Origin of the sequence: Microbacterium sp. SORGH_AS_1204 (genome assembly GCF_030818935.1) — a bacterium.
Lineage (GTDB): Bacteria > Actinomycetota > Actinomycetes > Actinomycetales > Microbacteriaceae > Microbacterium.
Map to the genome: position 1 here is coordinate 2276389 of NZ_JAUTBD010000001.1, position 15960 is coordinate 2292348.

Genomic DNA, 15960 nt, shown 5'->3' on the forward strand with positions numbered 1-15960 from the left:
GCTGTGCGTCTGCCAGGATCGGAGGAATGGATGCCGTGCCCGCCCTGACCGAGATGCCCGCGCCGCAGTACGTCATCGTCGGCGACAACGTGCGCCTCGCGACGTACACCTGGGGTGACGCCGACGCCGACGCCGTCCTGTGCGTGCACGGCTTCGGTTCGAGCACGCGCGACAACTGGGTCAACACCGGCTGGGTGCGCGACCTGCTGCGCGCCGGGTTCCGCGTGGTCGCGGTCGATCAGCGCGGGCACGGGTCGAGCGAGAAGCCGATCGACGCCGCGTCGTACACGATGCCGACGCTGGTGTCCGACCTGGTCGCCGTGCTCGACACCTACCTGCTCGACGCGGTGCGCTACCTCGGCTACTCCCTCGGCGGCCGGGTGGGATGGCAACTCGCGGTCGACGCTCCCGAGCACGTCGAACGGGCCGTGCTCGGCGGTATCCCCGACGGTCGTCCCCTGGCCCGGCTGAAGGTCGACCAGGCACGCGCGTTCCTCGACCACGGCACACCGGTGGAGGATGCCACGACCCTGCGCTACGTCTCGCTCGCCGAGCGGGTGCCCGGCAACGACCTGCGCGCCCTGGTCGCGATCGCCGAGGGCATGCGGCTGGGCGAGACGGATCCCGACCCCGCGTCGCCGCCGCAGCAGCCGGTGCTCATCGCCACGGGGACGCAGGACCCCATCCACGACCAATCGGCGCGTCTCGCGTCACTGTTGCCACAGGGGGAATTCGCCGATATCCCGGGCCGTCACCACGTGAACGCTCCGGGAGCACGCGCGTTCCGCGAGGCGGGCCTGGAGTTCCTGGGGCGCTCCCGGTAGGCGGACACGCGTCACCGGGCGCTGTCCCTCGGGCCGGGGCGCCCGTCGCACAACGCTCCCGGTAGGCGGACACGCGTTGTCGGCGTCCCCCTCTGGGCGGTGAGCCCGTCAGACGGCGCTCCCGGTAGGCGGACACGCGTCGTCGGGGCCGCCCCCTCGGGCCGGGGCGGACGGCGCTCGCGGTGACGATCAGTGCGCACCCGGCGTCCTCAGGGCCCCGTCGCGGTGACCGGGTCGGTCGTGACGACCGCACCCGATGGCATCGTTGCGGTTCCGACGACGCTCGCCGTGTAGGCATGCCCGGACTGCGCGTCGGTGAACACGATCGAGGAGCGCGTCGCCGAGACGGTGACGGGGTACTCCTGCCCGGTTGTCGTGTCGACGACCGTCAGCGCGAACGTGGAGAAGGCTCCGATCCTGTTCGTCGTCCACGCGAGGGCGAGGCCCGCGGGATCGGCCGTGACCGACAGCGACGCGATGCGCGGAGTGCCGGGGATGGCCGCCACGAGGTTCGGGGTGCCGGCGGGCAGCCCCGCGATATGACCGGTCGCGGTGGCCCTGGTGAGCTCTTGCTGCACTTCGGTCGTCGTCCATGTCGGGTGCCGCTCCAGCAGGCGCGCGGCGAGACCCGCCACGTGAGGGGACGCCATCGAGGTACCGCTGATGGTCGAGACCTGGCTGCCGATCCAGGTGGAGGTGATGTCGGAGCCCGGAGCGAGGATGTCGACACACGACCCCCAGTTGCTGTACCAGGCGAGGGTGCGCGTGGTGTCGAACGCCCCTACGGTCAGCGGCTGAGCGGCGCCCGCGGGAGAGGTGTTGCAGGCATCCTGGCTGTCGTTGCCGGCGGCGACGACGACGACGAAGCCGGCCTCGGTCAGGCCGTCGGCGAAGTCGTTGACCTGCTGGACGGTCGGGCTCCCGACGCTCATGTTGACCACCGACTGCTCGGGGGCGTTGTTCTGGTAGATCCACAGCATCCCGTAGAGCATGTCGAGCACGGATCCGCCCTGGCCGCAGCCGATTACGCGCACCGGCACGATCCGCACGGCCTTCGCGACACCGTAGGTCGTGCTGCCGATGGTGCCGGCCACGTGGGTGCCGTGACCGTTGCAGTCCTCGGTCCCCCGTCCGTCGCCGACCTCATCGTGTCCGGCGGCCGCATCGACCCGCCCGCCGAAGTCGGGATGATCCGACTGCACGCCGCTGTCGAGCACGAACGCGGTCACGCCGGCACCGGTGGAGTCGTACAGGTAATTGTCGTCACGGGCGGCGTCGGTGTTGTCGACGGCATCCAGGCCCCATGACGGGACGGGGGTCTGCGCGTCGTCGGCCTCGAAGGTCTTGTTCGGGGTGACCTCGACGTCTGGGAGCGCGGCGCGGACGGCCGCGACGTCGGCGTCACGCACGGCGGCGTAGACGGTGTCGTCGAGCGTTCGCGGACTGACGATGTCGACGCCCGGGATGGTCCGCAGCCGGTCGAATTGCGCGGCGGGGACGGCGACCAGATCGTACGACAGCTTGATCTGCAGACGTTCGTCGTCGGTGGCATCCGCGGGGATGCCCAGGGGCTCCGACCACGAACCGACGGCCGAGGGGTCGGGTGTGGCGGCGGCGCGGGGTGCGGACGCGAGCACCTCGGATGCGACGCTCGATCGGACGTCGTCGCCCGCAGGCCACACCGCGGCGGTCACGCCCGTCGCGATCAGCACGCAGCCGGTGATGCCGAGTACCCACCAGCGACGCCGGCTCGTGGGACGGGGACGATGCGACACGGGCTCTCCTTCTCGTTCGTTCAGCACGACGCCACCGCCGAACCGAGGGGCACCACGACGCGCGTGCCGCCGCGCGACGCGGGTGACGCGTCGCCGACGGAGGTGACGTCGGACGCCACCTGCCCCGTACCGTCCTGATGGATCGTGGTGCCGACGCGGAACAGGTCGGCACCCACCGCCGTCGCTCCCGCGGGCACGGAGCGTGCGGGGCGGACGGTGTTGCCCGACACCATGAACAGCGCGGCGTCTCCCGCCGTGGTGATGACCGGCAGCAGGCGCTCGCCGGCGTAGGACGGGTTCGGCGTGAGCGCACCCCACGAGGCGATCCCGGATGCCACGATGCCGGCACCGAAGGCCGCGGTGCCATCCCAACTGACGCGATGGATGTTGCCGGCGGCGGTGAAGAGGTCGTCGGCGACCGGCGTCGCGCCCGCGGGCGGCCCACCGGCGGTGCCGTATTCGAATGCCGTCCGCGTGTCGCCGTCGGGCAGGCGCAGCAGCCGCGGGGTGCCGTCGGTCGCGCGATACGGCAGGTAGAGACGCCCCGCTGTGTCGGCGTCGTGCTCGATCAGCTGTCCGCAGGCATCGACGCCGGAAGCGACGACGACTCCCGCGCGGTACAGCGTCGAGCCGGAGAGGAACAGGTCGGCGGCGACCGGCGTCGCGCCCGAGGGGATGCCGACGACGGGGCTCGCCACGTTCGAAGCGGTGTCGAAGACCACCGCGCGGCCGTCGTCGAGACGCAGCGGCAGGAGGAAGGCGGAGGCGTCGTCCGCCGAGGGGGCGAGCGTCCCCACCGCGTCGACATCCGTCGCGACGGCGCCGACGCCCGAGCGGTGGAGCGTGCCCGACGACAGGTACAGATCGAGCGCGACGGGGGCCGCGCCCACCGGGATGAGGGTGGCATCCGAGAGTCCGCGCGGGGACGCCAGCAGCCGTGCATCGAAGGCGGTGAGTGTCGCGGTGGCCCCGGTGGCGCCCGACGCAGTGGCGGCGATGCTTCCGGCCGCGCCGCCGGCGGGTACGTGGATCGCGCCGCAGGACGCCGTGCCGTCGCCGCCGGTCACGACCGTGGCGGAGACGGCGCCCGCGTCGAAGGTGTAGCCCCCGGCCAGCTGCAGCACGACGGTGATCCCGGAGACGGCGTGGGCGCCGTCGGTGAGGCGCACGACGGCGTCGAGGATCGTGGCGCAGGCGACGCCGGCATAAGAGGCTGACGTGAAGGTCAGAGCGGGGCCCGAGGCGGCCGCCGCCGGCGAGGACGAGACGAGAGTGATGGCCGGCACCGACCAGGCAGCAGCGTGCAGGACCAGGCGACGGGCGGGACCGGCGGACGACACCCCAGCCGGCGCGGGGGCCGCAGCCGGTGCGGGGGCCGCAGCCGGCGCGGGAGAGGTCTGCGGGGCCGGCGAACCCGGGAGGTGTGCGGCAGGGGACACGGAGCGTCCGTCCTTTCTGTGCCGCCCAGGCCGGGTGCGTGGCGGGGCAGACGACGTCTCGCGATGATGGATGCCGCCCCGCGGGCCGGCGAACGCGTCGTCTTCGCGGATCGAACCCGGGGTGAGGGGCGGACGGGTGGCATCCCGGCACCGTCTCCTGGCGGAACGTCCACCGGGCCGCATGACGTCGCCGGTCACCGGAATTCACCCGTGGCCTCGCCCCGAGCTCGGCGCGCTGTCAGTGAGCGGGGAGCTCGGGGCCGACCGCGGCCGACGCCTCGCCGGATCGTGGGGTGGCAGCAGCCGCCGGTAGACTTCAGCCAGTGACCCGCACCCGAGCCGAAGCCGCCTACCTGCGCTCGGTCACGGCGTTCAAGAACCCCACGCTCGATCTGCTGCACGGCCGGTTCGCACCCTTCGTCGTGGCCGTGCTGTCGGTGGTGTTCTCGCCCGACCGCCCCGCCGTGGCGGTCGCCGACGCGCACGTCGAGGTCGCCGAGGCGATCGATGAGCTGCGCGCCGCGGGATACGACACCGACGACGATCGACGCATCCCCGCCGGGTCGGCGCGCGATATCTGCCGCGGCTGGGTGCGCGTGGGCTGGCTCGGCCTGCAGATCGAGGACGACGTCGAGGTGTACCGCCTCTCGGCGCACGCGGTCGGCGCCCTCGAGATCGCCGGTCGCGCCGGTGGGGGGCGCGCGCGGGTGTCGCGCTCGCGCGTGCGCACGTTGCTCGACGCGGTCGATCGTCTCGCCCGCGACGCCGAGAGCGACCCCACCCGCAGACGCGAGGCCCTGCTCGAAGAGCGCGCGGCACTCGATGCCGAGATCGCCGCGCTCGACGAGGGCGTCGTGGAACCGCTCGACGACGACCACCTGCTCGAGGAGGCCGAGAACGTCATCCACCTCGCGCGCGAGCTGCCGGCCGACTTCTCGCGCGTCGCGGAATCAATCGCCGCGATGCAGCGCGACGTGGTCGCGGAGCTTCGCCGCGACGTGCGCCCCACCGGCGAGGTGCTGCGGGAGTACCTCGAACGCGGACGACAGGTGATGCAGGCGACGCCCGAGGGGCGGGCGTTCCAGGGCGCCCTGCGCCTGATCGGCGACCCCGAGAACATCGACGACCTCACCGACCAGCTGCACGCCGTGCTCACCCAGCCCTTCTCGCGCCTGATGACCCCGGAGCAACGCGGCGAACTGGATGCCATCGCCCGCCGCGTCGAAGCGGGTGTGCAGGAGGTGCTCACGGCCCAGCGACGGGCCTCGCACGTCATCACCGCGCAGGTGCGCACGCACGACCCGATCCGCGACCGCCACGTCGACGACCTGCTGCGCGGCGTGATGGCGGGGCTCCACCGGTGGAGCCAGACCCGCTCCCCCGGTCGCGTCGAACCGGTGCGCACTCTGCCGCTCGCCGACGTGGGCCACCTGCGCCAGTCGATCAGCGACATCAGACCTTCCGGAGCGCCCGAGCCCCTGGCATCCGGAGCGGACGACGTCGAGTTCGCGGGCATCGACACGCGCGCGTGGGGCGGGCCGCACTACGCCGAGCTCGAGGCCTACGTGGCGCGACTAGACGACGGCTTCGACCTCGCCGAGGCCTTCTCGGGAGCGGATGCCGAGACCCGCCGCCCCGTCGACCTCGTGGGCCTGCTCGAGATCGTGCATCGCGGCGGCCTGACCGAGACCGACGACATCTCGATCGTGGAGGCCGTGCGTCCCGACGGCACGACGCGCCGGTTCGCTTTCGGGGCGGTCAGAGCAGCAAACCTCGCAGAACAGGATGCCGATGAGTGACGTGGAGACCCCGGGCACGCGCGCGGCGGAGACAGGTGCGGACAGCGACGGCCGGGAAGGCTCGGCCCCCGTCTTCATCTCGCCGGTCGCCATGGAGAACGACCCCGACGCGCTGTTCGCGGGCGACCGCGGCACGCTCGACGCCGAGGTGCGACGGGTGCTCGTGCGGATCCTGCAGAGGCGGTTCCTGCTGGCGGAGAACTCCCCCGCCGAGTGGAAGCTGCTGCTCGAGCACCAGCAGATGATCGAATCGCGCCTGAACGACCTGTTCGTGCGCCTCGTCGTCGACCACGCGCGGGGCGTCGCCTACAAGGAGCAGGTGCGCAGCGACGAGGTCGACGTGCCGATCCTGCTGAAAGACGAGGCGTACTCGCGGGCCGAGACGCTCGTGCTCGTCTACCTGCGGACGGTGTTCCAGCGCGAGACGACCGCCGGCACGGCATCCGCGCGCGTCGATGTCGAAGAGGTCGAGCAGACCGTGCTCACCTACTTCGCCGAGTCCGACGGCACGCGCGCCAGCCAGCAGCGCGCCGTGCGCACGGCGATCGCGCGCCTGGATCGCGAGGGCATCATCGAGGAGGAGTCCGAGGGGCGCTACCGCATCGGACCTCTCATCGAGGTCGTGCTGAGCGCGGAAGTGCTGCGGGATCTGCAGCGCTGGCTCGACGAACAGACGCGGGATGCCGAGACGCCCGCCTCCCGTGAGCCAGCGGGCCGTGACGCCGCGGTCGCCGAACGTCCCGCCCAGGATGCCGAGACACCCACCCCGCGTGAGCCCGAGGCCGTGACATTCCCGTCGCCCGAGCCCTCGGCATCCGGACTCGTCGAGAGGGATCTGCTTTCATGACCATGCTCGAAACCCTCTTCGGGCTCATCCCCGCCGCCTCCCGCGGGCAGCAGTGGGTCGCCGAAGACCTGCAGCTGATCAACTGGGGCGGCTACGACGGCACGCACCGCGTGCGCTTCGCCCCGACCGCGACCCTGCTGTGCGGCGGGTCGGGCTCGGGCAAGTCGACGCTGATGGACGCGTACGTGGCGCTGATGATGCCGCATACGACCCCCTTCAACGGCGCGTCGAACGGCGCGGTCGTGGGGCGTCCGCGTGGGCAGGAGCAGCGCAACATCCTGTCGTACGGCCGCGGCAAGCTCGACGAGTCGCGCACCGACGAGGGCACGAAGGTGCGGGTGCTGCGCGGCGACGGCGTCGACACGTGGACGGCGATCGCGATGACCTGGGTCGACCACGACGGCGCCCGGTTCACGGCGGTGCGGGCCTGGTACATCCCGGCCGCGGCGCGCACGCTCGACGACGCCGTCAAGGTGCGCGCGACGGTGCACGGCGCGTTCGAGCTGCGTTCGTTGGAGCGGGCGGCGCAGAGCCACCTGGCGGACTCCGCGGTGCGGGCGGCGGGGCTCGAGACCCTCGCGACCGACCGGGAGTTCTCGGCGCGCCTGCACGCGGTCCTCGGCATCGGTGCGGCGGGCGCGGGTACGAAGGCGATGAGCCTGCTCGCGCGTATCCAGGCCGGGCAGCAGATCACCACCGTCGACGACCTCTACAAGCGGATGGTGCTCGAGGAGCCCGAGACGCTCGCCGTGGCCGAGGCGGTCGTGTCGCACTTCGACGGGCTTGAGTCCACGCGCACGCGCATGCTCGAGGCCCGTCAGCAGGTGCGGGCGCTGCAGCCGATCCGCACGATGAAAGCGCGGATCGACGAGGCGTCGGAACGGTTGCGGATGCTCGATGCGCTCGGGCGCTTCGGCGACCCGGACTCGCGGGCCTCGCTCTGGCGCGCCCAGCGGCGGGTCGACCTGCTCGCCGCGGTCGAAGACGAGCTGCGCGAGCGTACGCACGCCACCGACGCCCTCGTGCGCGAGCGCCAGGCCCTCGCCGACGCCGCCGAGGCCGAACGCGAGGGACTCGGCGACGTGCTGCGTGCGGCCGGCGGCGACCGGCTCGACGCGGCACAGCGCGAGCTGCGCGCGCTCGAGCAGCGGCTCGCCGGCATGCACCGCGATCGCGAGCGGTTCGAGGCGGCCCTCGGCGTGCTGTCGGTCGAGGTCTCGTCGGCGAAGCACTTCGACGCTCTCGTGGCCGAGGCCCGCCGAACACTCGCCGACGCGGATGCCAAGACCGCGGTGCGCGACGCGTTCGTCGCCGCGAGCAGCACCCACACCGATCTGCGCCAGCAGCTCGCGGCGCTCGAGGCCGAGCATCGGCGCACGCAGACGCGCGACGACAACATCCCCCCGCGGTTGCACGAGGCCCGCGAGGCGCTGGCCGGGGCCGCGGGGCTGAGCGCGGCGGAGTTGCCTTTCGTCGCCGAGCTTGTGGATGTGCGCACCGAGTTCGAGCCGTGGCGCGGGGCGTTCACGCTCGCCCTCGGCGGTTTCGCGACGACGCTGCTCGTGGATGCCGCCCACCTGGCATCCTTCCGCTCCGCGATCGACGGGGTGCGGCTCTCGGAGCGTCTGCGATTCGAGGGCGTGTCGACCGGGCTGCCCGAGCAGACGGGTCTGGACCCCGCCACCCTGCCGGGGCGGCTGGAGTACCGCCGCTCCCCCTTCACCGGGTGGCTGCAGGATCGGCTCGAGCAGCAGTTCGCGTTCGTATGCGTGGATTCGCCGGCCGAGCTGCCCGCCCATCGCCTCGCGCTGACGATCTCGGGCCAGACCAGCCAGGGCGCGCGCGGCGCGCACGGCGGCTCGACCCGCAACAGCGTGCTCGGCTTCTCGTCTCGCGTGCGCCTGACCGAGCTGGGCGAGCAGATCGTCACCGTGCGTCGCGATCTCGCCTCGGCCAAGGCCGCGGTGGATGAGGCCGCGGCCGCCCTGGATGCGTTCGACGAGCGGCGCAGCGCCTTCGAGAAGGTCGCGGACCTGTCGTGGGGGCAGGTGGACACGGCATCCGTTCTGCGCGATCTCGACCGCTGGAATGAGACCATCGTCGAGATCACCGCAGGAAACCCGCGCATCGCAGAGCTGCAGGAACAGATCTCGGGGACGCGTTCGCGCGCCGCGCGGCTGCGCGAGGAGATCGGCGCGGCCAAGACCGAGCAGCAGGCGCTCGCGGCCCGGTGGGCGGAGATCACGGACGACGTCGACCGTGCCAACGAGCGCATCGAGCGGGCGGAAGACGCCGACCTCGTGCTCTCGGCGGAGGAAGCCGCGTACCTCGACGGACTCTTCGTCGCACCGTCGGACGACGCCTCGCCCTCGCAGCTGCTCTCGCGTTTCGACGCCGCCCTCGAATCGGCGTCGAAGCGTCTGCTCGAGGAGCAGCGCGGAGCACAGGAGACCTTCGCCGACCAGCGCGAAAGCCTGCGGCGCACGCTCACCGCGTTCACCGATCGGTGGCCGAGCCCGAACCTGCTCGCCGACCCCGACGAGTCGCTCGGGGACTTCGAACGGATCCTCGCCGACCTCGAAGCCAGCGGTCTGCACGAGCTCGAGACGGAGTGGCGCGATTCGCTGCTGCGCCTGTCGGGCAACGACCTGACGAGCCTCGATTCGGCGCTCACCCGGGCGCTGCGCGAGATCCGTGAGCGCATCGCACCGATCAACGACATCATGCAGGACCTGCCGTTCTACGACGACGAGCACCGGTTGCAGATCGTGCCGCGCGAGAACCAGTCGGAGGTGCGGCGCCGGTTCCGGCGCGAGCTGCGGGATGTGCGGGCGGCGATCGATGCGGCCTCCTCCGACGAGGAGCGCGAGGCCGTGTACGGGCGGATGGCACGACTGATCGGGCGTATCCGTCCCACGGCGCCGGACTTTGCCGACCTCGTCGACGTGCGCAATCACGTGCGCGTCAGCGCCGAGCGCTTCCGCGCCGACACCGGCGAGCACGTCGCCCTGTACGACCACATCGGCGAGAAGTCCGGCGGGGAGTCGCAGGAGCTGATCGCGTTCATCGTCGGCGCGGCCCTGCGGTATCAGCTCGGGGATGCCGGGGCCGAACGGCCGCGGTATGCACCGGTGTTCCTCGACGAGGCGCTCATCAAGGCCGACGCGCACTTCACCAAGCGCGCGATCGGCGCGTGGCGCGGTCTCGGGTTCCAGCTGGTCATCGGCGCACCGAACGACAAGTACAGCGCGATCGAGCCGCACGTCGACGTCGAATACGACATCCTCAAGGACACGCGCGGGCGCTCGTGGGCGAAGGCGAAGGTGGGGTTGCCGGCGGAGGGGTGAGGGTCTCGCAGCGGAGGGGTGAGGCTCTCGCAGCGGAGGGGTGAGGCACGCGGCGATGGCGAAAGTGGGGCTGCCGGCGGAGAGTGGGCTTCTCGCCGCGGAGGGTCGAGGCACGCGGCGATGGCGAGCGGCCCTCTCGCGCGTCAGGACGCGGTCATCCCCGGTTCGCGAACGGCTCGGGCCACCGTTCGCAGAATGAGGTAGGCGCCCTTTCGAGGAATGGGCTCGTGCTTGCCGTCGGCTCAGCGTTCGCACTCGTTCCGCTGCTCATGGTCGCCCATAGTGCCGCGCACGAGACGACGGCATGTTGATCTATCGGGGCTAGAACGGCGGCGGATCCTCGGCGATCTCGGCCCCCAGTGGCGACGCCCAGTGGAGGTCGCCGGTGTCGGGATCCCGGGAGGGATGCCAGCGGGACTCGTGGCGCAGACGATGGTGATGTCGACATTCGGGGGCGAGGTTGTCGTCGTCGGTTCCTCCGCCATCGAGCCACGCGGTGAGATGGTCGAGGTCGCACTCGCGAGCGGTCCGTCCGCATCCGGGGAAGACGCACGTCGGAGCGATGACGCCGAGCCAGCGGCGCAGAGCGACGGGCACCCGGTAGGTCGTGCGATCGAGCGCGAGGGGAACCCCGGTGACGGGATGGGTGAGGACGCGGATCCACGAGGACGCCTCACCCGCGAGACGGCGCGCGGTGTCGAGATCGATCGGACCGTAACCGTCGAGCACTGCCGGCTCCGTGCTCGCGCCCAGCAGGGAGAGCGCCGGCACCGTGACAACGATTGCGGCGGGGCGTCGCGGCGGCGAACCTGCAAGGACGTGTGTGCGGGGTTTTCTCGGGCCCGTGGCCGCTCGGCGCTCGGCGGCTGGTCGCACGGCGGCTGGGCCGACGGCGGCTGGGCCAGCGCTGCCCGGCGCGGTGGAAGCCGCCGGAGCTTCGGTCATCGTCGACGTGGGCGTCGCCGTGAGCAGATCGGCGAGAACATCGGCACGCAGTTGCGCGAGCGTCCGATCTTCGTCGGGCGCCGCGCGCACGTGGCGGGCAGCGCGGTCCACGCGCGCCATGGCGTCGTGGGCGCGATCGGCGGGGAGCAGGGCCGACAGCGTCGCCATGCCGTCGAGTTCCGGTGTGAGCCACACGCCACGATCACGCGCTGCCCGCCGGTGCCGGGCTTCGAGCGACTCGCTGTGCACGCGCTCTCGCAGCGAGCGCGCGGCGACGGCGAAGCGTGCGGGAGGCAGCCGGAGCGCGCGGTCGAGCGCACCCTCGTCGAAAACGCGCCACGACGCGTGCTCGCTGGGTGGAGAGTCGCACCTCACCTCGGCTGCGGCCGAGTCCGAGGGAGACCCATGCTCACCCGCATCGCGGTCGTCGCCCACGAGCTCCACGTCGCCCGCGATGAGCCCGGCCTCGTCCGGCGAAGCGACCGGTTCCGCAACGGGTGTGTCCTCCGCGTCGGGAAGCGAGGTCGCCAACCGCGCGGCCTCGACGGCGTGACGCTCGGAGATGTTCCCCTCTGTGAACGCGCCCCACACATCGGGGCAGCGCGTCTGCAGCACCTCAGCCTGGGCGGCACGCGCTCGCACGGTCTGCTCCGACAGACGTAGCCGCGTCGCGATCTCAGCGATCGCGGCACGCTCGGCGACGTCACGCCGATCGCGTCGCACGGCAGCGACGGTTCGGCCGCGCATATCGCTCCATGCCAGGTCGAGGGTGGGGTCGGGACCCACCCACGGCACCGGATCGGCCGCCGCGCGATCGAGCAGGAGCCGAATGAGCCGATACTCCGCAGCGGTCGCACGGTGACGTTCTCGCACCTGCCGCTCCAACTCGTCGAGCACCCGCCCCGGCATCGCGGCGTCCGACTCCGCCGGCTCGGAAAAGGCGACCGTGTCGACGCCGAAGGCACCCGGGTCGAGATCGGCGAACGTGTCGACATCGAAAGCACCCGGGTCGGCGAAGCCTACCTCGACGGCCCACGCCGTATCGGCGTCTCGCTGGAGGTCGTCGGCGCTCGGCCACGGCACACCCCAGGGCGAGAGATTCGGCTTCGGCCGGTCGCCCTGCGGAGTCGTGATCTGCATGATTCCACGCTAGCGAGGGGTTCCGACATCGGCCCCTGACCCGAGCTTCGACGACACGAGACGGGTCACCGCCTCACGCCCCCACCAATGCCCCCTCCCCGGCCCGCGAAGACGTCGCTCGCGTCTCCGACGGCACGACCGACGCCGTCGACACTTCCGTCGGGATCGGCTCCGGCAGCGCTCCCCCACGCGCCTCCTCCCCCTTCGCGAACACACTGCCCAGCGTGCGCTCCGCCGCCGCGGCATCCGCCGCCACCCGCGACGCGAGCAGCCGGACGCGAGCGACGACGCCGCACGCCGGCCCCGCCGGCTGCGCACCGAGCGCTTGCGCTGCGGCATCCATCACGTCCGACAGTCGCTCGTCATGGCAATGAGCGTCGTCGGAGGCCACCCACTCGAGAAGACGGGTGATGGTCCAATCGGGGGCGAGTGGACCGAAGAACGGGGGCTGGGGCGAGATCGATCGGGTCATTGGCCCAGAATCGGGGGGTATGACCCTCGTCGACAGAGCCACTTCCGGCCTGGTGGACCACCGCACGGCCATCGTCTCGGCCGAACGCCTCGCCGAGCGCCTGGGCAAATGGGCACGCACGGACGCGACCCTCGCGGCGAGCCTCGCCGACGGCATCGCCCGGCTCGTCCGCGAGGGCGAACTTCGAGGCGGCGACCGGCTGCCCTCGGAGCGCACGCTCGCCGCCACCGTCGCCGTCTCGCGCGGCACGGTCGTCAGCGCCTACGCACGGTTGTACGACGACGGCATCCTGGACCGCCGGCAGGGCAGTGGAACGCGCGTCGCGGGCACGGCGCCGGCCACGCCTCGTCAGGCCGCCGGCCGCGGCGAGGCGTTGTACGCATCGCTGTCGTCGAACATCGACCTGCTCCGCGCGGTGCCGGCGATCGCACCCCGCGCCGTCGAGATCGTGCACCGACACCGTCCCGTGCTCGACGCGACCACGGTCGAGGCGGACCCCGCAGGACTCCCCGCCCTGCGCGAACTCATCGCGCGAACGATGACCGATGACGGCACGCGCACGACAGCCGCGCAGATCCTCGTCACCCACGGCGGCCAGCAGGCGCTGAGCCTGCTCGTCGACGAACTCGTCGCGCCCGGCGACACGGTTCTGACCGAGGACGTGAGCTGGCCCGGACTCACGGATGCCGTGCGGCGACGCGGGGGCCGGGTCCACGGCATCCGCCTGACCCCCGACGGCGTCGACGTCGACGAACTCGAAGCGGCGATCGTGGTGCGTCGACCCGTTCTCATCGCTCTGAATCCGCACAACCACAACCCCACCGGTCTGCAGACGCCTCCGCGCGTGCGGCAACGGATCGCCGATCTCGCCGCGGAGCACGGCGTCACCGTGGTCGAGGATCGCGTGCTCGCCCACATCTCGTTCGACGGACGCACTCCCCCGTCGCTGGCCGCGCTGCGCCCGGATGCGCCCATCGTCGTCGTCGAGTCGCTGTCGAAGTGGGCATGGGAGGGGCTGCGCGTGGGATGGATGCGCGCAGACCCCGTGCTCGTGCGACGATTGCGCGGACTTCGTCAGGTGAGCGACCTGTCGACGAGCGTGCCCGCTCAGTTGCTCGCGCTCGACCTGCTCGCCGAGGCGCCCGCGCTCCGCCGCGACGCCGCCGTCTCCCACCGGGCGGCCGCCGTCCGCGCGGGCGCGCTGGTGCGAGCGCACCTGCCCGAGTGGGAGTGGCGGCCTCCTCGGGGCGGATTGTGCATCTGGGCCCGGATGCCGTCAGGCTCCGCCTCCGTCTTCGCCCGTCATGCCGCCTCTTTCGGCGTCTCGGTGGCCGGGTCGACGCAGTTCTCGTCGGATGTGGACACCGACGACCACATCCGCATCCCCATCACCTCCTCCTTCCTCGACGAGGGCCTGATCCGGCTCGGTGAGGCGTGGCGGCGGTACCGCAGCGCGCCGCAGGCATGATCCCCCGGGAATGTCCGACCCTCTCTCTACGCTGAGGTGAGGGGCGCGGCGAAAGGCGGGACGCATGCAAGGACTCGAGATCACGGTCCTGTTGGGCCTGTCCATGCTCGTGGGCACGGTGCTCGCACCACGTCTACGCGTGGCAACGCCGCTCGTTCTCCTCGTCATCGGCCTCGCACTCGGCTTCATCCCGGAACTGCGCGCCATTGAACTGCCGCCCGAGACGGTGCTGCTGCTGTTCCTGCCCGTCATGCTCTTCCGCGAGGCGTGGACGACGTCTCTGCGTTCGGTACGCCGGTCGCTGCGCTACATCATCCCGATGAGCACGCTGCTGGTCGTGGCATCCGCCTTCGCCGTCGCGGGCGTCGCGACGTGGATGGGCGTCCCATGGGAGGCCGCGCTCGTGCTGGGCGCCGCCGTCGCCCCACCCGACGCGACCGCCGTCGCCGCCCTCGGCCGCCTGCTCCCCGCCAAGACGTTCATGAAGCTGAAGGCCGAGAGCCTCACCAACGACGGCACGGCGCTGGTGCTCTACGCCATCGCCGTGGCGCTCCTGCTCGGCGACCAGATCACGCCGCTGCAGATCACCGGCATGGTGCTGCTGTCGTACCTCGGCGGCGCCGCAGCGGGCATCGCCGTCGCCGTGCTGGCCTTCTTCGCGCTGCGTCGCATGCAGTCAACGCTCACCATCAACCTGACCCTGGTGCTCGTGCCGTTCGTCGCGTTCCTCATCGCCGAGCTGATCGAGGCATCCGGCGTCCTGGCCGTCGTGTTCGCCGGTCTCATCGTGGCCTGGGTGTCGCCGCGCATCACGACCGCCATCTCCCGGCGGGCGGCGGATGCCACGTGGCCCTTCGGCGTCTATCTGCTCAACGGGGCCCTCTTCGTGCTCATCGGCCTCGAGGTGCAGCTCGTGCTGCACGAGATCTCGCCCTCCGAGATCGGCATCCTGCTGCTCGTCACCGTGGCGGCCTGGCTCGTGCTCGGAGTGGTGCGCTACCTCTTCCAGTGGCTGTTCTCGCCGTTCTCCCGGCCCCCCGCCGGCTCGTCGAGGTCCCTCCGGCACCGGTCGCGCGTGGTGAGTACGGTGGCCGGTTTCCGTGGGGCCGTATCGCTGGCGATCGCCCTGTCGGTGCCGACGGTGACCGCCGCCGGCGAACCCGTCCCTGGCAGGGATGCCGTGGTCTTCGTCACCGCGGGCGTCATCGTGCTGACCCTGCTGGTGCAGGGCCCGCTGCTGCCCGCGGTCATCCGGTGGGCGAAGCTGCCGAGCGACGACGCTGCGATCGAGGAATACGAGCTCGCCGAGCGGGCGATCTCGGGGGCGGCGCTGGCCTCGCTCGACGACCTCGCCGCCGAGCACGGGGTGAGCGACCGCGTCCGCGACCGCGCGCGACGCGAGGGATACGAACGGCTCGAACTGGCCAACGCCCGGGCCGTCGCTCGTCAGCGCGCCGCGGAAGAACGCGACCTGGCCGAACTCGACGCATCGCTCGACGATGACGCGCCCTCGACGATGGGCCCCGTGCCGCCCGGGGCTGCCGACGACGATGGTCGCTCCCGTGCGAAGCCGGCGTCCGGGCCACCGACGAGAGTGCCGTCCGGCACGGGCGACGGGCCTTTCGCGTCGGGCCCGCTCGAGATGATCGCCGTCAGCGACGACATCGACCTCACTCAGCGCTCGCCCCTGCTGCGCCACAAGGAGGCGCAGCGATTGCGCCTGGCCGTCCTCGACCGCAAACGCGAAGTGCTGCTGCGTCTGCGACGCGACGGCACCATCGACGATCTCGTGGCGCGCAAGATCCTGGCCGGCCTCGACCTGGAAGAGATCCGCGCCCGCGGGGCCGACAAAGCGGTCGAGTGACCGGCAGGGCCACCGTCTCGAGCGGCGGAGGGACCAGCAG

Annotated in this window: 10 protein-coding genes; 6 read left to right on the plus strand and 4 right to left on the minus strand. The window is 72.0% G+C overall.

Translation table 11 applies throughout. From position 1 onward, the window contains the following. Positions 1 to 26 precede the first annotated feature (26 nt). Entirely contained in the window at positions 27 to 824 is a 798-nt protein-coding gene (locus QE410_RS10495) for an alpha/beta fold hydrolase (protein WP_307331469.1), read from the plus strand. A 209-nt stretch (positions 825 to 1033) separates the two neighbouring features. Here the strand turns inward: QE410_RS10495 and QE410_RS10500 are convergent, their stop codons facing one another. Together QE410_RS10500 and QE410_RS10505 are read right to left on the minus strand one after the other, a co-directional pair. Next, positions 1034 to 2599 carry a S8 family peptidase gene (locus QE410_RS10500; protein ID WP_307331472.1) on the minus strand — a complete coding sequence of 522 codons (1566 nt, stop codon included), beginning with the start codon at positions 2597 to 2599 and terminating at the stop codon, positions 1034 to 1036. 20 nt (positions 2600 to 2619) lie between these two features. Continuing rightward, on the minus strand, positions 2620 to 3885 hold the full coding sequence (locus QE410_RS10505) for a hypothetical protein (RefSeq protein WP_307331475.1): 1266 nt from the start codon (positions 3883 to 3885) through the stop codon (positions 2620 to 2622). A 476-nt stretch (positions 3886 to 4361) separates the two neighbouring features. Between QE410_RS10505 and QE410_RS10510 the strand changes: the two genes are divergently transcribed. The 3 genes from QE410_RS10510 to QE410_RS10520 are packed head-to-tail and all read left to right on the plus strand — an operon-like array spanning position 4362 to position 10031. Next, positions 4362 to 5837, plus strand: coding sequence for a DUF3375 domain-containing protein (locus tag QE410_RS10510; protein ID WP_307331477.1), 1476 nt, complete (start codon positions 4362 to 4364; stop codon positions 5835 to 5837). Further along, positions 5830 to 6684 carry a DUF4194 domain-containing protein gene (locus QE410_RS10515; protein ID WP_373459337.1) on the plus strand — a complete coding sequence of 285 codons (855 nt, stop codon included), beginning with the start codon at positions 5830 to 5832 and terminating at the stop codon, positions 6682 to 6684. Before QE410_RS10510 ends, QE410_RS10515 begins: the two co-directional genes overlap by 8 nt. Continuing rightward, entirely contained in the window at positions 6681 to 10031 is a 3351-nt protein-coding gene (locus QE410_RS10520) for an ATP-binding protein (protein ID WP_307331480.1), read from the plus strand. The genes QE410_RS10515 and QE410_RS10520 overlap by 4 nt, the downstream gene beginning before the upstream one ends. Before the next feature lie 321 nt (positions 10032 to 10352). Here the strand turns inward: QE410_RS10520 and QE410_RS10525 are convergent, their stop codons facing one another. Then, the gene (locus QE410_RS10525; protein WP_307331481.1) at positions 10353 to 12116 is read right to left on the minus strand and encodes an HNH endonuclease signature motif containing protein; all 1764 of its coding nucleotides are present in this window, start codon (positions 12114 to 12116) and stop codon (positions 10353 to 10355) included. 73 nt (positions 12117 to 12189) lie between these two features. Next, complete coding sequence (locus QE410_RS10530) at positions 12190 to 12588, minus strand: hypothetical protein (protein WP_307331483.1); 399 nt, start codon at positions 12586 to 12588, stop codon at positions 12190 to 12192. 19 nt (positions 12589 to 12607) lie between these two features. Here QE410_RS10530 and QE410_RS10535 point away from each other — a divergent pair, with 19 nt between their 5' ends. Both QE410_RS10535 and QE410_RS10540 read left to right on the plus strand, forming a co-directional pair. Continuing rightward, a complete protein-coding gene (locus QE410_RS10535; RefSeq protein WP_307331488.1) occupies positions 12608 to 14056 on the plus strand; it encodes a PLP-dependent aminotransferase family protein in 1449 nt (482 codons plus the stop codon). Between the two features lie 64 nt (positions 14057 to 14120). After that, complete coding sequence (locus QE410_RS10540; RefSeq protein WP_307331490.1) at positions 14121 to 15920, plus strand: Na+/H+ antiporter; 1800 nt, start codon at positions 14121 to 14123, stop codon at positions 15918 to 15920. The last annotated feature ends 40 nt before the right edge of the window (positions 15921 to 15960 follow it).

Bases quoted from the DNA above. Each gene is read 5' to 3' on its own strand.
- QE410_RS10495 (WP_307331469.1), top strand. From the start codon at position 27: ATGGATGCCGTGCCCGCCCTGACCGAGATGCCCGCGCCGCAGTACGTC.
- QE410_RS10515 (WP_373459337.1), top strand. From the start codon at position 5,830: ATGAGTGACGTGGAGACCCCGGGCACGCGCGCGGCGGAGACAGGTGCG.
- QE410_RS10520 (WP_307331480.1), top strand. From the start codon at position 6,681: ATGACCATGCTCGAAACCCTCTTCGGGCTCATCCCCGCCGCCTCCCGC.
- QE410_RS10525 (WP_307331481.1), bottom strand. From the start codon at position 12,116: ATGCAGATCACGACTCCGCAGGGCGACCGGCCGAAGCCGAATCTCTCG.
- QE410_RS10530 (WP_307331483.1), bottom strand. From the start codon at position 12,588: ATGACCCGATCGATCTCGCCCCAGCCCCCGTTCTTCGGTCCACTCGCC.
- QE410_RS10535 (WP_307331488.1), top strand. From the start codon at position 12,608: ATGACCCTCGTCGACAGAGCCACTTCCGGCCTGGTGGACCACCGCACG.
- QE410_RS10540 (WP_307331490.1), top strand. From the start codon at position 14,121: ATGCAAGGACTCGAGATCACGGTCCTGTTGGGCCTGTCCATGCTCGTG.